The organism is Mucilaginibacter ginkgonis, assembly GCF_009754905.2.
Lineage (GTDB): Bacteria > Bacteroidota > Bacteroidia > Sphingobacteriales > Sphingobacteriaceae > Mucilaginibacter > Mucilaginibacter ginkgonis.
The window spans coordinates 2,759,242-2,779,475 of the sequence record NZ_CP066775.1; the positions used below are offsets into that span (position 1 = coordinate 2,759,242).

Consider the following 20,234-nt stretch of genomic DNA (forward strand, 5'->3'; position numbering starts at 1 on the left):
CCGGGATATTTTCGCCGAATAAACCTAAAAGGTGTTTAACCTGCATGCAAAAATCTCCAATGCCCTTTCCGACGCTCAAGGCCTTCATCGTTTTGCCTCACTTTATCCGAAGCTGTGCGCTGACGTTTTAAAAGTCTGCAATAAAGAGCTGTGGTATTCGCGAAAGATGGGCATCACAGGCTTTCCACTGTTATCCCTAACGCTTATTTCTGTGTTAACTTTAAGCTCAGTAAGATATTCTCTTTAACAAAAAACGCAGAAGATTTCTCTCTGCGTTCGAAATGACAGTTTAGTTTGGGTATTAAATTTTACTTCACTACCAGCACTCCATCAGCCATAATGGAAATATCTTTCTTCGGCTGACTAATCTTTGCAATTTCCTCGGGCGATTTACCGGCGTCGGCGGCATAATGTTTTAAGCTGGCTACAGATGTTTGTTTCATTTTGGCTGTACCTTCAACCACAACAGTTTTGCCCACAATATCCTGCGGCATAAAGTAAGCGTAGTCTGTAAACTGGACCATAATAGGCGAACCATTGGCCTGCGCCAGTTTCATAAAGCAGCCTTTTTTCTTACAAACTTCAACTACAGTCCCGGTAATTTTTCCATTGTAAACAGAATCTGCACCAAACTTGCCGTTGATAGCGTCTGTACTCACCGCGTTATAAGCAGTTACGGTTTTGCCGTAAGTTACGCCCGCTTTGGCAGGAGTAATAGTTTGCCCCTTAGCCATTACACCGGTGCAAGCCAGTGCAGCTATGAAGATCAATTTTTTCATGATTGTAAAGTTTGACGTAAAAGTAAGTATTCTATGTTTACTTAAAGATTTATAATGCGTTAGCGTTTAACCCAGATCTTCCCAAAGTTCTATTTTATTGCCTTCGGGATCCATTATGTGCACGAATTTACCGTACTCGTCGCTAAGCATCTCGTCAACAAAAGTTACACCCGCCGCCTTTAATTCCTTAACCAATGCTTCCAGATCATCTACACGGTAATTGATCATAAACTCCTTGGCAGATGGTTCAAAACTTTGCGCATCCCTTTTAAAAGTGCTCCATACGGTAGTGCCTTCTTTGTCGGGATTTTCCGCATCGCGCCATCTGAACATTGTACCCCATTTCTGCACGGGCAGCCCCAGGTTTTTAGCATACCAATCGTTCATTTGCTGCGGATCATCACATTTGAAGAAGATGCCGCCAATACCTGTTACTTTTTTCATGAGAGTAAGTTAGGGAATAAATCGGGAGAGTTTACTTAGAAAATGGTTCTGCAACGTTAAGTAAAAGCGTGAAAACTTTACCATTGGTCCTCGTTCTTTTGTCTTAGCAACAAAAGAACCAAAACGAAGCGCAGCGATCTCATGAACACCATTGAAATAAACAACGGTGAATAAATGCCAAGTCAGCGCAAGGCTTCTTTTGCCGCACAAGCCTTTGCCCTGCAAAATTGCTGCTTCGGCCCTCAACCCCACAGGCCCAGTGCCTGCAGCAATTTATCTTCGAAGCTGTGCGCTGACGTTTGAAAGATGGAGAAATTTTTGGCAGTGAATTGACAGTACAGAAAAATGCGGCATCAGTCTGTGCGGCAACTACTGTCCCTGAAAATTGCAGAAACGTTGTAGCGCAGGGTGCAGCCGCGAGTTTTCTTGGTTACTTCTTTTGACGGCCAAAAAAAGTAACAAGCCACAGCCGCGAATGAGCGAAACAAATTAGTTATTTTCAATAAAATGCGTCGACAGGCTCAGCATGACAATGGCGATTTATTGTTACGCGACAAATCTATCCAACCCAACCGCTATCCTCTCCACTGTCTCTTCCTTACCCAACACAGCGGCAATATCAAACACATGCGGGCCAAATTTGCCGCCCACCAGCATCACACGGAAGGGCAGCATCAGCTCGCCAAGTTTTATGCCGGCTGTTTCTGCCAGCGATTTAAATTGCAATTCCAGTTCGGTATGTTCCCAGTTAGTGACAGAGTTATAAACTTCGATCAACATGTTAAAGAAATCTGTCTTGGCATCTGTCCATTTAGGTTTAACAGCGCCCAGATCATATTCCTTTGGTAGTTCGAAGAAGTAACCGGCCTGCTGATAAAAATCGGGTAGCAGGGTAACACGGTCTTTCACCATATCAATTACGATTGCCAGTTTTTCATCGTCAGTAACGGTCAGGCTATTGTCTGCAAACACATCTTTAACTTTCGGCATTAATTTCGTTGCCGTCGCCGTTTTTATCCATTCAGCATTGAACCATTTGGCTTTTTCGAAATCGAATTTTGCACCTGCTTTGCTGATGCGCTCCATCGAGAATTTCTCTACCAATTCGTCAAGCGTAAATATCTCCTGGTCGGTACCGTCGTTCCAGCCCAAAGTGGCCAGCAAGTTGATGAATGCTTCGGGCAGGAAACCCAGCTCCCGAAAACCCGGCGTTACCTCACCTGTAGCAGGGTCGGTCCAGCTCATAGCATAAACCGGGAAGCCAAGGCGTGCGCCATCGCGCTTGCTTAGTTTACCATGCCCATCGGGTTTCAAGATTAGCGGCAGGTGTGCCCACCGCGGCATGTGTTCCTTCCAGCCCAGATATTTCCAAAGCAATAAATGCACCGGGGCAGATGGCAGCCACTCTTCGCCGCGAAAGGCGTGCGTGATCTTCATCAGGTAGTCATCAACCACAACCGCCAAATGGTACGTGGGCATACCATCGGCTTTCAGCAGTACTTTATCATCTACCAATGTGGTATCGAAAGCTACATCGCCGCGTATCATATCATGAAAACTTACCTGCTCATCGGCAGGTACTTTTATCCTGATCACATGCGGCGTATGCGCATCAAGCAACGCATCAACTTCATGCTCGCTTAGCGAAAGCGAGTTGCGCATATCCATGCGGTGTGCCTGTCCATATTGAAAGTTTGGGATCTCTTTTCGCTTTTGTTCCAGTTCTGCAGTGGTGTCAAAAGCGTAATAGGCATGTCCTAGTGCTACTAAGCTCTCTGCATATTCGCGGTAAAGCGACTTGCGTTCACTCTGGCGATAAGGGGCAAACGGGCCGCCAACAACAGGGCTTTCATCAGGCGGTAAGCCGCACCAGTTAAGGCAGTCTATAATGTATTGCTCTGCCCCTTCAACGTAGCGGTTCTGGTCGGTATCCTCAATGCGTAAAACAAAAGTACCGTTGTTTTTCTTTGCAAAAAGGTAGTTGAACAGTACGGTGCGTACGCCGCCAAGGTGCAGGCCGCCGGTTGGACTGGGCGCAAAACGCACCCTCACTTTCTGATCGCTCATAGTTGGGCAAAGATAAGATTTTGAGGCCGATTGGCGGATAGTTGCGTCAATGCATAGTTTTAACCACTTAGTGATTGCCGCATATACCAAATAGAAATAAAATAAGTTACTTTGAATATGCTGCTGATAAATCCGTACGAGCAAAGACGCACCTTCAAATACATTTTATTAGCGTTCGCGGTGCTCATTGCAGGCGGGTCGTTATTGTACACCAATTATCTTGTACGCAACATAGCCCACTCAGAACGGACGCGCGCGCAAGTTTGGGCCATAAGTATGCAGCAACTGGTACGGTCTGACGATGATGAGAACCTGCAGTTTATCTTAAAGGTCCGCGACAGTTTATCTGTGCCGGCAATTGTTGTGGATGAAAAAGGCGACATCAAATTCTCCCGTGGCTTAGACACCGCCAAGACTTTTATCCCAAGCGTCATTGGCGGTAAAGATCAATCCTTTCCAAAATATGACCCCGCTTATTTCCAAAGCGAGCTGGAGTTCATGAAGTCGCAGCACAGGCCCATCCGCATTGCAACGTTCAATAAAAATTACTGGCTGGTGTACTATAAAGATTCGCAGTTACTAACCCAGCTACGCATATTCCCCTATGTGCAATTGACCGTAATTGCCATTTTCCTGCTGATAGCGTATTACGGTTTTAGCTCGTCGCGCAAGTCCGAGCAGAACCAGGTTTGGGTGGGTTTGGCCAAAGAAACTGCCCATCAGCTGGGCACACCTATTTCCTCCCTGATGGCGTGGATAGAGTTAATGCGCGAGAAATTTGATGCGGAGAATGACCCGCTAATTGCCGAGATGCAGAACGATGTGCGCCGATTGGAAATCGTTGCCGACCGGTTTTCTAAAATCGGATCGAAGCCTGTATTAGAACCGCACCGGGTTTATGACGTGGTGAAGGATTTTGTAGATTATTTTAAGATCCGTACAAGTAAGCTCATCAGCTTTGAAGTGCATGGCAGCCGCAACTTAAAAGCCGGATTGAATATTCCGCTGTTTGACTGGGTGATAGAAAACCTGCTGAAAAATGCCGTGAACGCCATAGACGGGCCGGGGTCCATCCGTGTAGACATATCGGGCAGCCGCAAAAAGAAACAGGTTTATATTGATGTTACCGATACAGGCAAAGGTATACCCCGTTTAAAGTTCGAAACAGTTTTCCGGCCAGGTTACACTACCCGTAAACGCGGCTGGGGATTGGGGCTGTCGCTTACCAAGCGCATGGTAGTTAATTACCACAACGGCAGCATCTTTGTAAAGGACTCCGAACTGGGAAAGGGCACTACGTTCCGTATCGTTTTAAAAAGCCTGACCGATGAAGCGAAGCCGAATTTTAAACCTGCAACGCAACGGCTCGAAGAACAAGCCTAGTTTTTATCGCTCAGCATAATCGGCGTTTTGCTGCCGCCCATTACGATCACTTTGGCGTTTGATGATAGCGCAATTTCCTTTTGTGCCTTTATACTTTCGTACTGTAGTTGCTTATCTGTTAGATTGGAAGATATGATCTTTTGATAATCAGCAATACCCTGTGCTTCTACACGCTTACGGTCTGTCTCCTGGCGTTCTTTCTGTAAAACGAATTGCATTTTCTGGGCTTCCTGTTCGGCGTTGATCTTAGATTCAATGCTTGCCTTTACAGATGCGGGCAAGCTCACGTTGCGGACTAGTATCTGTTGCAGTTCTAATCCATTTTTAGCAAAGTTAGCCGCGATGGTACGGTTGATTCGCTCCTGAAACTCCTGGCGTTTGGTAGAGAACAGGTCAACCGCTTGATAGTTAACCGCGTTGTCACGTATAGCGGTGCGTGATACCGGGCGAACTATCTTTTCTATATAATCCTGGCCGATGTTCTGATAAATAAACGGGGCCTTATCCGGGTTTACTTTGTAAAGCACAGAAAGGTCTATAGTAACTTCCAAGCCGTCTGACGACAATACCCTGATAGCATCATCACCTTCTTTAACGCCCTCGCTATTCACCGCGCTCATGGTATAATTTTCGGTTTGGATACTAAAGGTAGTTACATCAACCAGGGGGTTGATCACATGTAAGCCGCTGGTAAGCACATGGTCTTGTACCTTGCCAAAAAGCGTTTGCACCCCAACCCGCCCCGGATCTATCACCTTAAATGAAGATAGTATGATGCCTACGACAATTATCGCTATCCCAACCTTAGTTATCAACCCGCTGTAATGGCTTGCGTTTGACGGCGAACGCGACAAAACATAACCTACAAACAGGGCGATAAGGCCAATGATAGCGAGGAACATGACTTTTAAGATTTAGCGTTATTTTTATTTATAGTGCTGCGCACTTCTTTAAGCAGTTTTATTTTTAGATAAACAAATAAGGCACCTATCAGCACAGCGCCGGCAACCATTTCGTACCTGCTGTGCTGCACACCCCATACCAATGTAATTATGCAGATGAAAAGTCCTACAGTGTACAGGGTGTTGATCAATATTTTCTTACCCATATTAATACACCGTTATTGTCGGGTCTATTTCTGCCTGCCATGCCAGTATACCACCTTGCAGGTTAGCCAAGTTAGTATACCCTTGCGCTTCTAACTGGTGTAACGCAACGGCGCTGCGTTTGCCGCTGCGGCACATAATTACCACCGGTTTATCTTTGCTTATTTTATCTGTCTCAATTAAAATTCCTCCCAGAGGAATGTTTTGGCCTGCCAGGTTAGACATTTCATATTCAAAATCTTCGCGCACATCTATCAGTTGAAAATCTGCACCGTTATCTCTCATTTCTTTCAGTTCCTGAACCGTAACTTCTTTCATAGTAATAATATATAGTGCCAAATGTAGGTGTTAGGAATGAAAAATGAGAAGGTTATTAAGTGTTGTGAAATTGCCCCTTTTGGTTACTGCTTACTTATTGATCAGTGTAGTTTGATGTTAGAATGAAGCCATTGACGGATGTTACAAGTTGGCAATAAAATAAGTTTGTATCATCGTAAATAGCGCTTTTATGAATAATTAACAAAGATTTGGGCGTTGCCCCAACTACGTTGGAGCCGGGCCATACGCTCATACTGCGCAGGCCTTAGCCACGGGCCGGTATCCGCTGCTGTCCCTAACGCGGCACTGCATTTTGTATAAAGCTTTTCCCCGTCAGCGCGCAGCTTCGGTGATAAATATTTTGCGCTACTGAGGACTTGTGTGATGAGGGCCTGCAAAATATTTTGCAGGGCAAAGGCCCGTGCGCCAAAAGAAGCATTGCGCTGACTTGGCATTTTTGGTTCTTTTGTTGCTAAGACAAAAGAACATAGCCAGTGGCGACTGAGCATTTTAGAACTAATTATCTGATGATATTGCCACGCTTCGCTCGCAATGACGAGGTGGAGAATATTTCGACAGGGTCAGCATGACAATGAGACTTGTAATTCTTAACCTCAATTCAACTATCATCAAACCTGCATATCTCTACCAAACCACACAATACTGACACTATACCTGTAACAATCAGGCATTAAGAGCGTTCAATAGGTATAAATTGTATTGATGAATAAAGTTACCCGCTTTTTCTGGTTCTGTTCTGGCGCGCACGTGGCTACGTTAAAGAAGTACCCAATTGAGCATAATAAATATGTGGGCATTGGCGCGACTATATTTTTTACGGCGCTGTTTGCCAGCCTGTCCGGCGGGTATGCTATGTACTTCGTATTTAGCGGTAATCCGCTGGCTGTTGTTTTCGCCGTTTTATTTGGGTTGATCTGGGGCACGGCCATTTTCAATATGGACCGTTACATCGTAGCAAGCATTAACAAACAAGGCAGCACCAATTCGCAGATCTTACAGGCTTCGCCGCGCATTCTGCTGGCAATCATGATAGGTATTGTGATATCACGCCCGCTGGAGTTGAAGATATTCGACAAAGAGATCCGCGAGAAATTAAAGTTCGCTTATAACAAAGGACAACATAGTAAAATAGACACGCTGCAAAAAACTTATACAGATAAGTACGCGCAAGAGCTAAGCAAGAACAAGGACCTGAAGGCCGAAAAAGATTCGCTCGAGAAGGATATTAACCGCTCGCGCTACCAACTAAACCAGGAAGTTTTTGGCGATAAAACCAACCAGACATCGGGCATAACAGGTTACGGCACGTATGCCAAGCAAAAGGCAGCAGTGCTGGCAGAGAAGGAAGCCCGCCTAAAAACTGTAACCGATGACATGGGCAAAATGGATCAGTACCTGGCCACCAGGAAAAATTATGAGGGACTCAATAACCTCAAATTATTTTCTGATCACCAGTTAGATAGCCTGGTGAATATTGCAGGCTTTGCCGATCGTAACTGGGCGCTGGGCCAGCTATCCTATAACAGTAACGGCACCCGTGATTTGGATACCTATATGGCCGAGTCGTTCATTGCTTACCTGTTTATCTTGTTTGAGTGTTTGCCGGTATTTGTGAAACTGATGTCGCCGCGCGGGCCGTATGACGTGGCCCTCGCCAAAACCGCGGAAGCCAATATGCATTACGCTGAGCGCGACAAGGAGCGGGATATTATGGTAACCGACGAAACGTACGACTACCACGTGGGTAACGACATTGAAAACCGCAAGCGCATTATCAGCGGGCAATCTGCTTACGATGCTGAGCGGTATAGGTATGATTGAATAAGAGAATTGCAAGATCCCCCTCTTGAGAGGGGCGGGTAAGACTGTGCTGTGGCAGGATTGTGTACTTCAGTAAACAACACATCCCTAACTCCTCTCAAGAGGGGAATGAAAAACATCCTCCTTTTGGAATGTCCCATTGAGGTTGCCGAAGTTTTGGGTAAGGCAAGCAGAACCTCTCCCCAACCCCTCTCCAAAGGAGAGGAGCTAGACGTCTGCCCGTCATGCCGAACTTGTTTCGGCATCCCATTTATAGACGCTCGCTTTACCAAGGAAGTTGCGAGGGATATTGTTGGCAATGACTTACCATAACCGAAAAATGCCGCCTCAGTCTGTGCGGTAACTACAACATTTGAAGATAGCAGAAGCATTGTAGCACAGGGTGCAGCGGCGAGTTTTCTTGGTTACTTCTTTTGACGGTCAAAAGAAGTAACGTAACAAAATTTAGTTTTGACAAAAATTCTTCTTCGCCGGCCGACGGATTTAAATGACAAAAAAGAAATGTCCTTTGAGATCCCGAAACAAGTTCGGGATGACTTTAAAAATTGAATTGCTGTTAAGTAAAAGTCTCTGCAAATAATCCGCTTTAGTCTAAACTGATCTGTCTTTTAACACTCTCTTCTAACGAAATAAAAGTTTCGGTACGCTGTATACCCGGTACGCTTTGGATATGCTCATTAAGAACTTCGCGCAGGTGCTGGGTATCATGGCAAACTATTTTTGCAAAGATGCTCCAGCTGCCGGTGGTGTAGTACAATTCCACAATTTCTTTAATGGCTTTTAACTGCTGCACAGCTTCATTGTATTGCGATCCTTTCTCGAGATAGATACCCAGGAACGCCGTAATATCGAAACCCAGTTTCTGCGGATCTACCTCAAGGCTGGCACCCTTTATCACACCCATCTCTTCCAGCTTTTTCATCCTCACGTGTATGGTTCCGCCCGAAACGATCAGCTCTTTTGCTATCTCTGTATAAGGTGTGGTAGCGTTTTTCATCAATATGGATAGTATCTGAATATCCAGATTATCAATTTCTAAATTTTGGGCTTTTTTATGAGGCATAAATTTTCAATTCATTAGTTAATCACAAGTCTAATTAAAATAAAAATAAAAATAAAAATATTTTATTGAAAAATTTGCAAGAAAAGGTTAACGGCTTTAAATTTGTTGTAAGCAACAGTGAAAAAGTTGTTCGTTCTTTCTAAAACAAAACAATGTTGGGTGGTGAAATTTTTGGCAGACACACCTCCTTGTCCCGGTGGCGGAGAATAATAGGAAATCGGTTTTACCGACCAACTACTCTGTGGAGGTTCGAATCCTTCCCCAACAGCTCTTCTCATAATTTAGGTTTATAATTGGTTAGTAAAGCCCTCCTGCCCATCAGGAGGCTTTGCTGTTTTTAGGGGTTTCGTTAATTTTTTTTGGATAATTATTTCGCAACCTGTTTCACTGTTTCAGCTGAAACAGTTGAAACACCTGCCCCCTACTTTTAAGTATGTGACAAGAATTTGCTCTTGCCTTATTATCAGCTGTTTGCAGCGTTTACCTGCAAGCACTACTTTGTCACTACCAGGGCAAAAACTTACTTTGAAACAGTTGTTGTACTGACAAACTATTGACCTGTCCTAAAAAAAGTTGACACTTTTAATTGTTAATACTGAATTGAATTTACACTTTTTATTTTAGTCCTTAAAGGGGTTTACACTTGCTCTGTTATTTGTTGATGATTGGGATAATAGTTTCGCCATCGCCGCCTGAGGGGTCCGGATTCCCGGTGTGCTGCCTGTGGTGTCATCATATCTATACTGCTGTGCGGCCTTAAGTTGTTGTAAGTATTTATAGCGCTGCGTACCGCACGTGTTGCACCGCTCAGGTTTTTGTAAGCCTCATTTAACAGTTCAAGTTTAAGTATACCGTTTACACGTTCTGCAATGGCATTATCACGCGGGTTCCCGCTTTGGGTCATACTGATACCAATGCCTTCTTTGATCAAAAGTGCTGTATAGGTACCGCTGCAATATTGCGTGCCGCGATCCGAATGATGGATCAGCGGGGTGTCGGGTTGCTTTTGTGATAAGGCCATTTCAAGTGCTGTAAGGCAGCTGCCGGTAGAAAGATCATGGCTCAGACAGAAGCCAATGATCTTTCGGCTGTAAGCATCCGTGACCAGGCTCAGGTAAGCAAAGCCCTGCCCCACGCGGATGTAAGTGATATCGCTCACCCACAGCCGCCCCGGCGCTGCAGGCACCAGGCCGCCCGTCAGGTCGGGGTATTTCTTAAAGCGGTGGCAGGAAAAGGTGGTACGCGTACGGTATATTTTCCTGCGCACCAGCAAGCCGTTTTCTCTCAAAAGCTCAAAGAATGCATCCCGCCCTATGCCGGGCCGTATCAGTTCAAGCAGTTTCCTTGCACCCAGCCGCGGCTGGCGGCGACGGTGTGCCATTACTTGCTGAATGATTTCTTCTTGTTTAAAAGTCCGCATTTCTGTGGACCGGTGATGCTGGTAATAGGCTTGTGAACTGTAACCAAGCAGTCTGCATAACTCGCGCAGCCCGCGGCTGCGTTTTTGCATGCTTACTCCGACTGCCTGGTGCCAGACTTTTTTCTGATGTTGGTACCCAGCTCCTTATCTGCTATATCTATGATGTTATTCAGCAGCTCATTCTTTAGCTGCTCTGTCCGTAACATCGCTTTCAATAAAGACACATCATCGGGAAGAACTGTCTTCTTCGAACTTCTCAATGCCTTTTCGTTTAACTTGTCCTTGTTCACTATGCGGGAAATAGTTGTGGGTGATACGCCGTACTTTTTTGCTAAGGTACGCAAACTCTTACCCATGATCTCACGCTCATGTATGATACGCTCCGCTTTCCATTTGTCCATCTTGTTCCTCTACTTTTCTGTAAACTTATTTCAGGACAAGTCATATTGCCAGTGAAACAGTTGCTGTTTCACTCTTAAAATTCGATCAGGACATTTTTGCTAAGTTTTGAACAAATGTCAGTACTCGTTTCGGTTAACATGGTCACCGCAAACGTAGCGGATTGTGGGGAATTAATACGATCGTAGATATCATAGTGCCACAAGTGGATACTTAGGTAGCAAGGGTAACCTAAGTAATTATCGAAGCATGAAAAGCCTTTAATAAATCTTCACTTTTCTTCAAATCATCATCAGCACCAGAAATATCATTAATGCTAGTTTTACAAATCGCTCTTTCGGAATAAATATCTTTTAAAAGATATATTACATCTTCATTAAAGTTTAAACCTAAAATTTCATTTTCGGACAAATCGAAAGATTTGATAGCTTCAAAATAATCGCCAGATTTCTTGTATTGGAGCGCAACTTTGAATAATAAAATGGCTCTCTCGTATTGTGAAAAATTCGGTTTAGCCAAATACCTTTTCATGCTTGACCAAAAATCATCTTTTAAATCTCGTCTTCCTTTCTGTGTGAATATTGACCTAAAGACTAATCCAATAACCATCAACATCGCTATTGTCACACTTAACGGGTTATTTACATATAAGAAGAATTTGGTATTTACAAAACTGGGGTAAAAATATCCTACACAAAACGGGACGAGAATCCATAGTAATGGGGCCCATAAACAAAATAAGATTGCATTGATTCGAAGAGTACCTTTAATTACCAAATAACTTGCTTTAGGTAGAGAATAAAACAAAGGAAAGATTATTTGAGAATAATAAAAAACTGATAATATCCCCAATAAGAATCCGATAAATATTTGAACTGCAAACATATTATGAGAAGGCTTAATTTTTAATAAATATATTGAGTGTCAATTAATTTATCAAATTTTGCTCCTAACAGTCCGTCCATCCTAAACATTCCCGCCTGCTTATAAAAGCCTCACCCCAATCCTTTGACAAGCTCAGGAAGACATTCCCTTCTCCGGAAGAGAGGGGCTTTCAAATCCTCACTCCCGGCGAGGTCCCGATAGCTATCGGGTTAGCAGGGCCTTCCTAGTAATCCGGGAGAATAAGGTGTAATAATACATGATTAGATAGTTTAGTAACTCTTAAGCTCCCTTCTCCTTCGGAAAAGGGCCGGAGAGGAGGCCAAACATTCCCGCCTGCTTACTGTATATTAGTATTCACATACCGTTAACGTGGATTACACAGCTTTACTTAAAAACGTACAACAGTTTGTAACTACCTATTTTGCCACCCACCACGATGACAGGTTTAGCTATCACAATAGCGGCCATACGCTTGATGTGGTAAAGGCGGCCACGTCTATTGCAGACCATTATCAGCTGAGCGACGAAGACCGATTTATCGTATTATGCGCTGCCTGGTTTCATGACATTGCCCACCAGAATGACGACCCTGCCGAGCATGAAGCAAAAGGCGCTTTAATGGCAATGGACTATCTTAAAGGCCTTAATGTTGACGAACCCGTTGCAGAAAAAGTGCGCGGCTGTATCATGGCAACCCAAATGCCGCAAAACCCGCAAAACCTGCTGGAAAATATTATCTGCGATGCAGACCTATATCATTTGGGCACTACAGATTTTAAAGAAAAAAGCAAAGAACTGCGTAAGGAGTTGCAGCGCGTTTATAATAAAGACATCAGTAAACAGGATTGGCGGAAAGGCACCATCTGTTTGATGGAACAGCACCGCTACCATACTGACTACTGCCGCCTGCTGCTTAACGACCAGAAAGAGAAAAACCTGGAAGAGCTAAAGGCCAAATTAAACGAGAAGGACGAAGAAGATACTAATCAAATGTCAAAAGATAACAAGCCAGAAAAGGTTACCCTGCTGCCGCCGGCACCGGGCGAAAACAAAAAAGACGCTAAAAAGCGCAAAAAAGAAAAGCCGGTTAAAGGCCGCGAAACCATGTTCCGCGTTACCAGCAGCAACCACCAGCGTTTAAGTGATATGGCCGATCGTAAGGCACATATCATGATATCTGTAAACGCTATTGTGATCTCTTTGCTGCTAAGTTTAATGCTGCGCCGTTTAGATGAACACCCGCGCCAAACTATTCCGGCTATAGCTTTACTGTTGGTAAGCTTGGTGACCATCATCTTTTCCATTTTGGCTACCCGTCCAAACCTTCCCGGCGGAACTTTTACGCAGGAAGACATCGACCGTAAACAGGTTAACCTATTGTTTTTCGGTAACTTTTATAAAATGAGCCTGGACCAATACAATCACGGTATGGTAGCCATGATGAACGACAGCGACTTTCTGTACGGCAGCCTTATCCGCGATCTGTATACACAAGGCACCGTGCTTGGCCGTAAGTACCAATTGCTGCGCATATCCTACAGCGTTTTTATGTACGGCCTTATCGCTTCTGTACTTATGTTCATTATCTCCGCTGTTATTTAATCATTACCCCTATGAAAATACAATTGAAATACCTTGCAACACTGGCTTTGGCCGGCGGAATATTTATGCTGATGGCCTGCAAGCCAAAGCGCGATTACCCAAGTCCGCCTGGATATAACTTAAATAAACCGCAAAAATTTAATATGCCCGACGATCTTGAAGAGATCTCTGGCATAGCGTTTTACAAAGGCAACCCCGATGTTTTATATGCCGAGGAAGATGAAAGCGGCCGCGTATATTACCTGAAACCGCCTTACAAAAAACAAAAGCATTCTATATTTAAAGATAGCGGCGACTTTGAAGACATTGCCCTTTGCAGCGACCGTGTAATTATGCTGCAAAGTAAAGGCCGACTATATACCTTCCCCCTTGCAGAAACGCAGAATCCACGTGTAGAACATGTGCAGCGCTTTGAAGATATGCTGCCTAAGGGGCAATATGAAGGTATGTACGCCGACTCGGCAACTAACCAGGTTTACGTAATGTGCAAACACTGTGATATCGACAAAACCAGCAAGCAAACCAGCGGCTTTATATTTCAGTTAGGCGCAGATGGCAGCCTTAAACAAACAGATACCTTTAAGATCAATGTAAAGCACATTGCCGACCAGCTATCAGACCCTAAGATCAATTTCCACCCATCGGCATTGGCTCAAAATAAGCGCAGCAAAAATTGGTTCGTGCTCTCATCTGTAAATAAATTATTGGTGATATTAAATGAAAAGTTTAAGGTGCAGCAGGTGTATAAACTAAACCCCGAATTTTTCCCGCAGCCCGAAGGGATGGCTTTTGATGATAAGAATAACCTGTATATCTCTAACGAAGGCGACAAACTTGAACCGGGCAACGTGCTGAAGTTTGAATGGCACGGCAGATAAACACTGTATTTATTGAATGAAACGTTTATGGCTCATCTTGTTGCTAAGCATTCCCTTGCTGTTAAGGGCACAAGATAGCAAGGTTGTTCAGCGTATTATCTACATAGGTGACGCCGGCGAGGCCGATACACAGCAAGGCGGCGTGTTAAGCCATGCCCAGGCCAGAATCTTACCAGGAAAAACTAATGTCATTTACCTGGGCGATAACATTTATCCAACCGGCATGGGTTTGCCCGGCGCGCTAAACGAAAAAGAGACCGGCGATATATTGAAGTCGCAATTCGAGCCAATGCGCGCCAAGGGCGCCCCTGTTTATTTTATCCCGGGTAACCATGACTGGGACCGCATGGGCCCGCAGGGCTTAGCCAAGATAAAGCGGCAGTGGGAATTCATTACAGAGCAAAAAGACTCGCTCTTAAAAGTGGTGCCGGGTAACGGCTGTGCGGACCCCTACGAGATAAAGATCAATGATAGCCTCGTCGTCATCGCGTTCGACTCTGAATGGTGGCTCTACCTGTATTCAAAAGAAAACCCCGACGCGGACTGCGATTGCAAAACAGAAGATGAGATCATTGCTCGATTCAAAGAGATCCTTAACCGTAACCGCGATAAGGTGATCATGCTGGCAGACCACCATCCGTTCATTTCTTACGGCCACCATGGGGGCTATTACGGCATTGGCGATTACTTCTTCCCGCTTACATCCGTTAACAAAAATTTATATATCCCGTTGCCTGGCCTGGGCGCGCTTTACCCTGTGCTTCGCGACGGCTTCCCCGCCGCCGAAGATCAGAGCCATCCGCTTTACCGCACAATGGTTGATAAGATCTACAAAGCGTTTGAAGGCTTTCCAAATATGATGGTGGTGTCGGGGCATGAGCATGGTTTGCAGTTTAATAAAGACCATGATCGCATACAGGTGGTCAGCGGATCTGGCGCCAAAGAAGCTTTCGTAAAAAAAGGGCCGCATTCGCTTTATGCCGAAACCAAACCCGGCTTTGTGATAGCCGATCTCCTTGCGGATAAAAGCATCAAATTTACTTATTACGCCGGGGTCGACACCGTTTACTCACAAGTGTTTACCTATACAAAGCCTTATGTTCCTATACAACCTCTCAAACTAATCACGGCACAGCCAATTGCTGCAGACAGTATAATTGTTAAAGCCCGCCCCGATTTCGACAGGGTAAACCCCTTGCATAGAAAGATCTATGGTGAAAATTATCGCAAGGAATGGGCAGCAGCGGTTAAACTGCCGGTAATCAAGATAAGCACTTTTAAAGGCGGTTTAACACCTGTAAGGCTGGGCAGCGTACACCAAACCTCATCATTGTTATTGAAGGACGCGAGCGGTAAGGAGTGGATATTAAGCAGCATAGAAAAATATCCAGAAATAACGCTTCCGCAACAACGCCGCGAAACCTTTGCAAAATCGTGGTTTAGCGACGCGCTATCTGCACAGCATCCTTACGCCGCTATGGTTGTTCCAGTGCTGGCCAGGGCGGTTAAGGTGGCGCATACCAATCCCGTTATCGGTTATGTATCCCCGGACAGGCGGCTTAGCTTTTATGAGCCTGATTTTGCGGGAAAGATATGCGTTATAGAAGAAGCCAATCCGGGCAACCGGTCGGATAATACAGGTGTGATGATGAAACAACTCGACCGTAATGATAATAACCGTGTTGATACATTAGAGTTTTTGCGCGCGCGTCTCCTCGACTGGTTTATTGGCGATTGGAACCAGCAGCAAGATCAGTGGCGCTGGGTAAACCGTTCGCAAGGCAATTTCAAATATTACAGTGCCCTGCCCCGCGACCGCGACCAGACATTCTTTGTAAATCAGGGTATCATCCCTAACGCGGCGTCTGCCAAATGGATGTCACCGTACCTGAAAGGCTACACCACCGATAAAGATTACATCAAAGACTTTTACTTTAACGGCCATGAGCTTGATTCCAGGTTTTTATCAGGGATCGACTTGGCAACCTGGGACGCAACTGCAAAACTGTTTGCCGCCAACCTTACCGACTCGGTTTTAGAAGCAGCATTACGCAGGCTGCCTTTGGCGGCATACAATATCAGGCATAAAACGTTGCTTAAACAGATGCAATATCGCCGCGACCATTTGGTGGCAGAAGCAGACAAATACTACAGCTTTTTTAACCGGGTGGTTGATTTTAAGGCGACCGACGATGACGAAGTTTTTATTGTAAAGGATACAATTGACAACAATCTGTTGGTAGCCGTTTACAAAAGGTCGAAACGTGGCTACACCGGCAGTGCCATCTATACAAAGATATTCGACCATACTGTCACCCGCGAAGTGCGCATTTACGCGGGCAAGGGTAATGATAGTGTGTCTATAGATGACAAATCGGGACTTATTAAGGTAAGGGTGATCGGTGGCCGGGGCCAAAAAGTTTATAACGTTGCCAGTACTAATCAACACACAAAAATTTATGGCAAACAAAGTGATGTGAAATTGAGCGGCGCGGCGGCGCAATTGGTCACCAGGCATTTTTCCAATGATTCAACCACTGTAAGCTATCAGCCCGTCAATCTTTTTAACACTACCATCCCGATTCTCAATTTTGGCTATAACCCGGATGATGGCGTTTGGGCCCAGGGCGGCGTAAGAGTAATATTAAATGGTTTCCGCAAATCGCCGGGGCAAATACAGCAGATCACTTACATGCATGGCTTTGGCAACAACGCCAACCGCGTTGACTATACCGGGGAATGGTTAAACACTCTCGGCAAACCAGACCTGGAAATTAATGCACGCATCTATACACCGCAAGTGAGCAATTTTTTTGGGGCAGGCAATGATTCGCCGTTTAATAAGACAGGCGCCTATAAAGATTATTACCGCGCCCGCTATGACCTTATTGGTCTGGATGCTTACGCGCGTTTCCATAACCGGGCACGGTCTACGTTTGTCAGGATAGGTCCGGCATTTGAATACTATCATTATCAGCCCGGCGATAATTTACGGCTGATAGACCAACCAAACCTTATTCACAATTACGACAGCACCTCGATCAACAAAGACAAACTGCACGCGGGTATCAACGTGTGGTACGTGAATGACAAGCGCAACAGCGCAATCTTACCTGCTTATGGTGTTTACATCAGCTTAAAGCTACAGGGTTTGATCGGTCTTAACGGTTATTCAAATTCTTTTACGCAGTTTATTCCGCAAGTGCAATTGATCAAAAGCGTAACTACTAATTCGTCGTTCGTAATTAATAACACTATTGGCGGCGGGCTTACACTGGGCCGCCCCGCATTCTACCAGTTACTGTATCTCGGCGGACCTGAAAACCTGGCTGGCTTACGCCAGTATCGCTACGCCGGTACACAAATGTTGTACGATACATTCTCGGCACGGTACAAGTTCAATGTGCTGGCGCCATATATTTTACCGGGGCAGTATGGCATAACGGCAACCTACGGTATTGGCCGGGTGTGGGGTAATAATATATCATCAAAAACCTGGCATAACAGCTTAGCCTGCGGTTTTTATTTCGCGCCTGCGGATATGGCTTTGCTACAGATCCAGACGGGCTATTCCAAAGACGGCTGGTATCCTTTTGTCACATTAAAACTTAATATTTAGCACGTACGTATAGTATAGTAACTTTGTATAGTGCATAGCGGCATCTTCCATATTAACAAGCATACCAACGCTACCATAGATGTAGATACCGCCTATTCCTACAAGGCATTTACGGATGACCTGCGCCACCGCATCTCGACGGAAACAACCATAAAAGGCCAGTTTTATAAAATGATCCTGGACAGCTTCAGTAAGCATCCGGAATTGGAAGGACGCCTTACCGCTGAAGAGGCGATCAAGTACCCCGACATTCTGGAATTAGTGTACGCGGTGATATCGCCGGCGATAGTTAACGAACAGGATTATTATTGGGGTATAGGTTCTGCTATCCCGGGTGAAGTGATTTACAGTACTAACGGCTTTTACAAGTTTATCAAGGCTTACCATGAATACAAAAACAGCATTATCAACCAGGATAAGGCGCACTTTAAAAACCGCCAGGAAGATTTTTTTTACAGGCTGATACTTGAAAAACTTTACCGTATATCTTCAGACTTGCGCAATGATGTGATCTACACCCAGATGGACGAAGCGCGCCATCTGGAAAAATATTTTCAGATCCGCATTGATACCACCTATGTGCAAGTCACACCTAAACAGCCATTGCCCGAGCTAAATCCCGAGTTGATCGAGCAGTTTTTGCATGAGAACGCAGGTCACGAAATATTTTGCGACCTGATACCTATGGACATGTTTACGGTTACCGGCTTTAGCCTTATCACCGTAGAAGATATTACCGCACAGCACTCTATCGATAAAATAAAATTGGCGCTGGTGAATGATTCGGCTAATACTGCCGAGCTATTTGCAGAAGTTGGCCACCATCTGCAAACGCTTACCAATCATAGCTCTATTGAGTTTTCGTTGCTCCCTTTTTTAAAGGTTAACGGCAATTTGGTACTGCAAACAGAGGAATGTTTCGGCAGTGTGCTGATGAATGCCTTCTCCGTCTCTAAAGTGTCTGACGAAAAATACAATGCCACTTTAAAAGACTATATAAAGAACCCTCGCGCGGTGTTTTATAATGAAATAAAGGAGGGTAAGATAAAGGATAATTTAAGTCTTGAGTCCCTGCACAAGGCGGGAATTGTGGCCTACGCGGTGCTGCCGGTTTACTACAGCCGGCAACTTACGGGCGTACTGGAAATATACTCGCGCAAAAATGTGATCCATTTCGAAAGGCTCCTTTCTAAACTAGAGGCTGCAGTACCCTTGTTGTCTCAGTTGCTTCATAACAGCATTGAACAATTTAACGCGCGTATCCAAAACGTGATCAAAGAAAAATTTACCAGGCTGCAAAAATCTGTCGAGTGGAAATTTAACGAGGCCGCCTGGGACTACATTCGCGCAAAAGACAGCGGCAAACGCCAGAAAGAGATAGACTCGGTTTCGTTTAGGGATGTTTATCCGCTGTATGGCGCGGTTGATATCCGCAACTCTACCCATAAACGTAACGAAGCGCTGCAGCAAGACCTCGATTACATTTTAACGCACGCGGTGCAAACATTGTCGGCGCTGTCAAAACTTAAACCAAAGGCAACCTATGCACGGCAGATTAAGCAGCTAAACAGGTGGAAAAACCGTATTGGTGTACAGATCACAGATAATGATGAGATGCATATCCGCACGTTTGTTCAGGAAGACATCCACCCGTTGTTAGATAAACTGAAAGACAGCGGCGCCGAAGCGTCCAAATTGATAGAAAACTATTTTGAGCAGATAGATGAACATATTGGCGAAGGCTTTGCACGCCGCCGCGACCTCGAATCTTCTATGAGCCTTATCAACAGGTCGCTTAATAGTTTTTTCGAGAGTGCGCAGCATGATCTTCAGCGCATTTATCCTTCTTATTTCGAAAAGTTCAGGACGGATGGCGTAGAGTATGATGTTTACGCCGGGCAGGAGATAGCACCAGCCGTTCCGTTCACGCCCGCTCATGTGCACAAGTTCAGGAAATGGCAGCTAACATCTATGATAGAGATCGTTAAACTCACTGCCGGCCTCAAAGCAAAAATGCGGTGTAAGCTGGATACAACACAACTGATATTTGTACATGCTAACCCTATCGACATCTGCTTTAGAAAAGATGAACGCCGTTTTGATGTAGAGGGTGCGTACAACATCAGATACGAAGTGGTTAAAAAGCGTATAGATAAAGTTTTCATTAAAGGCACAGAAGAGCGCCTTACGCAGCCGGGCATGATAGCCATTGTATATTTTGATGAAGCCGAGGCCGACGAGTTTATCAGCTACATAGACGAAGCCCGTAAGCAAAAACTCATCTCGGGCAAAACACAGTTCCATGATCTGGAATCCCTGCAAGGTGTCACTGGTCTTAAAGCATTACGCGTAAAGGTAAACCTCAAAGGTTAATTTACGTCACATCGCACAAAAGCTACTCTTGATTGTTGTAGCGTGACAACATACCT

17 protein-coding genes and 1 tRNA gene are annotated in these 20,234 nt (G+C 44.9%); 7 read left to right on the plus strand and 11 right to left on the minus strand.

Annotation, left to right across the window (positions count from 1 at the left end):
- Positions 1–308: 308 nt before the first annotated feature.
- The 3 genes from GO620_RS12885 to gltX all read right to left on the minus strand — a co-directional run bounded on the left by GO620_RS12885 (position 309) and on the right by gltX (position 3,290).
- Positions 309–779, minus strand: coding sequence for a DUF4920 domain-containing protein (locus GO620_RS12885; protein ID WP_157527003.1), 471 nt, complete (start codon positions 777–779; stop codon positions 309–311).
- A 66-nt stretch (positions 780–845) separates the two neighbouring features.
- Positions 846–1,223 (minus strand): VOC family protein, encoded by a 378-nt coding sequence (locus GO620_RS12890; RefSeq protein WP_157527002.1) that lies wholly within the window; start codon positions 1,221–1,223, stop codon positions 846–848.
- A 546-nt stretch (positions 1,224–1,769) separates the two neighbouring features.
- A complete protein-coding gene (gene gltX / locus GO620_RS12895; RefSeq protein WP_157527001.1) occupies positions 1,770–3,290 on the minus strand; it encodes a glutamate--tRNA ligase in 1,521 nt (506 codons plus the stop codon).
- A 126-nt stretch (positions 3,291–3,416) separates the two neighbouring features.
- Between gltX and GO620_RS12900 the strand changes: the two genes are divergently transcribed.
- Positions 3,417–4,673: a sensor histidine kinase gene (locus tag GO620_RS12900; RefSeq protein WP_200231156.1), complete on the plus strand. Its 1,257-nt coding sequence runs from the start codon at positions 3,417–3,419 to the stop codon at positions 4,671–4,673.
- Here the strand turns inward: GO620_RS12900 and GO620_RS12905 are convergent.
- The 4 genes from GO620_RS12905 to GO620_RS12920 form a co-directional block, all read right to left on the minus strand.
- Entirely contained in the window at positions 4,670–5,575 is a 906-nt protein-coding gene (locus tag GO620_RS12905) for a prohibitin family protein (RefSeq protein WP_157526999.1), read from the minus strand. The two genes, GO620_RS12900 and GO620_RS12905, sit on opposite strands and share 4 nt — an antisense overlap.
- Positions 5,576–5,580: 5 nt before the next feature.
- Positions 5,581–5,781 (minus strand): DUF6358 family protein, encoded by a 201-nt coding sequence (locus GO620_RS12910; protein ID WP_157526998.1) that lies wholly within the window; start codon positions 5,779–5,781, stop codon positions 5,581–5,583.
- A 1-nt stretch (position 5,782) separates the two neighbouring features.
- Positions 5,783–6,097: a rhodanese-like domain-containing protein gene (locus GO620_RS12915; protein ID WP_157526997.1), complete on the minus strand. Its 315-nt coding sequence runs from the start codon at positions 6,095–6,097 to the stop codon at positions 5,783–5,785.
- Between the two features lie 188 nt (positions 6,098–6,285).
- A complete protein-coding gene (locus GO620_RS12920; RefSeq protein WP_157526996.1) occupies positions 6,286–6,606 on the minus strand; it encodes a hypothetical protein in 321 nt (106 codons plus the stop codon).
- A gap of 214 nt (positions 6,607–6,820) precedes the next feature.
- On the opposite strand from GO620_RS12920, the gene GO620_RS12925 reads away from it, so the two are divergent.
- The gene (locus GO620_RS12925) at positions 6,821–7,939 is read left to right on the plus strand and encodes a DUF4407 domain-containing protein (RefSeq protein ID WP_157526995.1); all 1,119 of its coding nucleotides are present in this window, start codon (positions 6,821–6,823) and stop codon (positions 7,937–7,939) included.
- A gap of 586 nt (positions 7,940–8,525) precedes the next feature.
- On the opposite strand, the gene GO620_RS12930 is transcribed toward GO620_RS12925, so the two are convergent.
- The gene (locus tag GO620_RS12930; RefSeq protein ID WP_157526994.1) at positions 8,526–9,002 is read right to left on the minus strand and encodes an Lrp/AsnC ligand binding domain-containing protein; all 477 of its coding nucleotides are present in this window, start codon (positions 9,000–9,002) and stop codon (positions 8,526–8,528) included.
- Between the two features lie 153 nt (positions 9,003–9,155).
- Here GO620_RS12930 and GO620_RS12935 point away from each other — a divergent pair.
- Positions 9,156–9,270, plus strand: a tRNA-Asp gene (locus tag GO620_RS12935).
- 369 nt (positions 9,271–9,639) lie between these two features.
- Here GO620_RS12935 and GO620_RS12940 read toward each other — a convergent pair.
- From GO620_RS12940 to GO620_RS12950, 3 genes are all read right to left on the minus strand, one after another.
- Positions 9,640–10,512, minus strand: a complete 873-nt coding sequence (locus GO620_RS12940; protein ID WP_157527017.1) for an IS3 family transposase — start codon at positions 10,510–10,512, stop codon at positions 9,640–9,642.
- 2 nt (positions 10,513–10,514) lie between these two features.
- Positions 10,515–10,823: a helix-turn-helix domain-containing protein gene (locus GO620_RS12945; protein WP_200229806.1), complete on the minus strand. Its 309-nt coding sequence runs from the start codon at positions 10,821–10,823 to the stop codon at positions 10,515–10,517.
- A gap of 229 nt (positions 10,824–11,052) precedes the next feature.
- Positions 11,053–11,352: a hypothetical protein gene (locus tag GO620_RS12950; RefSeq protein ID WP_200230030.1), complete on the minus strand. Its 300-nt coding sequence runs from the start codon at positions 11,350–11,352 to the stop codon at positions 11,053–11,055.
- Positions 11,353–12,075: 723 nt separating this feature from the next.
- Between GO620_RS12950 and GO620_RS12955 the strand changes: the two genes are divergently transcribed.
- Genes GO620_RS12955 through GO620_RS12970 form a run of 4 tightly spaced genes read left to right on the plus strand, consistent with a single transcriptional unit; the run spans position 12,076 to position 20,178 of the window.
- On the plus strand, positions 12,076–13,308 hold the full coding sequence (locus GO620_RS12955) for a Pycsar system effector family protein (protein WP_200230042.1): 1,233 nt from the start codon (positions 12,076–12,078) through the stop codon (positions 13,306–13,308).
- Positions 13,309–13,319: 11 nt separating this feature from the next.
- The gene (locus GO620_RS12960; protein ID WP_157526963.1) at positions 13,320–14,186 is read left to right on the plus strand and encodes an SdiA-regulated domain-containing protein; all 867 of its coding nucleotides are present in this window, start codon (positions 13,320–13,322) and stop codon (positions 14,184–14,186) included.
- A 16-nt stretch (positions 14,187–14,202) separates the two neighbouring features.
- Entirely contained in the window at positions 14,203–17,805 is a 3,603-nt protein-coding gene (locus GO620_RS12965; RefSeq protein ID WP_157526962.1) for a metallophosphoesterase, read from the plus strand.
- A 30-nt stretch (positions 17,806–17,835) separates the two neighbouring features.
- Positions 17,836–20,178: a hypothetical protein gene (locus GO620_RS12970; protein ID WP_157526961.1), complete on the plus strand. Its 2,343-nt coding sequence runs from the start codon at positions 17,836–17,838 to the stop codon at positions 20,176–20,178.
- Positions 20,179–20,234 lie beyond the last annotated feature (56 nt).

Excerpts from the sequence above, each read along its gene's own strand:
- GO620_RS12960 (WP_157526963.1), top strand. The coding sequence starts at position 13,320 with ATGAAAATACAATTGAAATACCTTGCAACACTGGCTTTGGCCGGCGGA.
- GO620_RS12910 (WP_157526998.1), bottom strand. The coding sequence starts at position 5,781 with ATGGGTAAGAAAATATTGATCAACACCCTGTACACTGTAGGACTTTTC.
- GO620_RS12920 (WP_157526996.1), bottom strand. The coding sequence starts at position 6,606 with ATGCTCAGTCGCCACTGGCTATGTTCTTTTGTCTTAGCAACAAAAGAA.
- GO620_RS12945 (WP_200229806.1), bottom strand. The coding sequence starts at position 10,823 with ATGGACAAATGGAAAGCGGAGCGTATCATACATGAGCGTGAGATCATG.
- GO620_RS12890 (WP_157527002.1), bottom strand. The coding sequence starts at position 1,223 with ATGAAAAAAGTAACAGGTATTGGCGGCATCTTCTTCAAATGTGATGAT.
- GO620_RS12930 (WP_157526994.1), bottom strand. The coding sequence starts at position 9,002 with ATGCCTCATAAAAAAGCCCAAAATTTAGAAATTGATAATCTGGATATT.
- GO620_RS12885 (WP_157527003.1), bottom strand. The coding sequence starts at position 779 with ATGAAAAAATTGATCTTCATAGCTGCACTGGCTTGCACCGGTGTAATG.
- GO620_RS12950 (WP_200230030.1), bottom strand. The coding sequence starts at position 11,352 with ATGAAAAGGTATTTGGCTAAACCGAATTTTTCACAATACGAGAGAGCC.
- GO620_RS12925 (WP_157526995.1), top strand. The coding sequence starts at position 6,821 with ATGAATAAAGTTACCCGCTTTTTCTGGTTCTGTTCTGGCGCGCACGTG.
- GO620_RS12940 (WP_157527017.1), bottom strand. The coding sequence starts at position 10,512 with ATGCAAAAACGCAGCCGCGGGCTGCGCGAGTTATGCAGACTGCTTGGT.
- GO620_RS12965 (WP_157526962.1), top strand. The coding sequence starts at position 14,203 with ATGAAACGTTTATGGCTCATCTTGTTGCTAAGCATTCCCTTGCTGTTA.
- gltX (WP_157527001.1), bottom strand. The coding sequence starts at position 3,290 with ATGAGCGATCAGAAAGTGAGGGTGCGTTTTGCGCCCAGTCCAACCGGC.
- GO620_RS12915 (WP_157526997.1), bottom strand. The coding sequence starts at position 6,097 with ATGAAAGAAGTTACGGTTCAGGAACTGAAAGAAATGAGAGATAACGGT.
- GO620_RS12905 (WP_157526999.1), bottom strand. The coding sequence starts at position 5,575 with ATGTTCCTCGCTATCATTGGCCTTATCGCCCTGTTTGTAGGTTATGTT.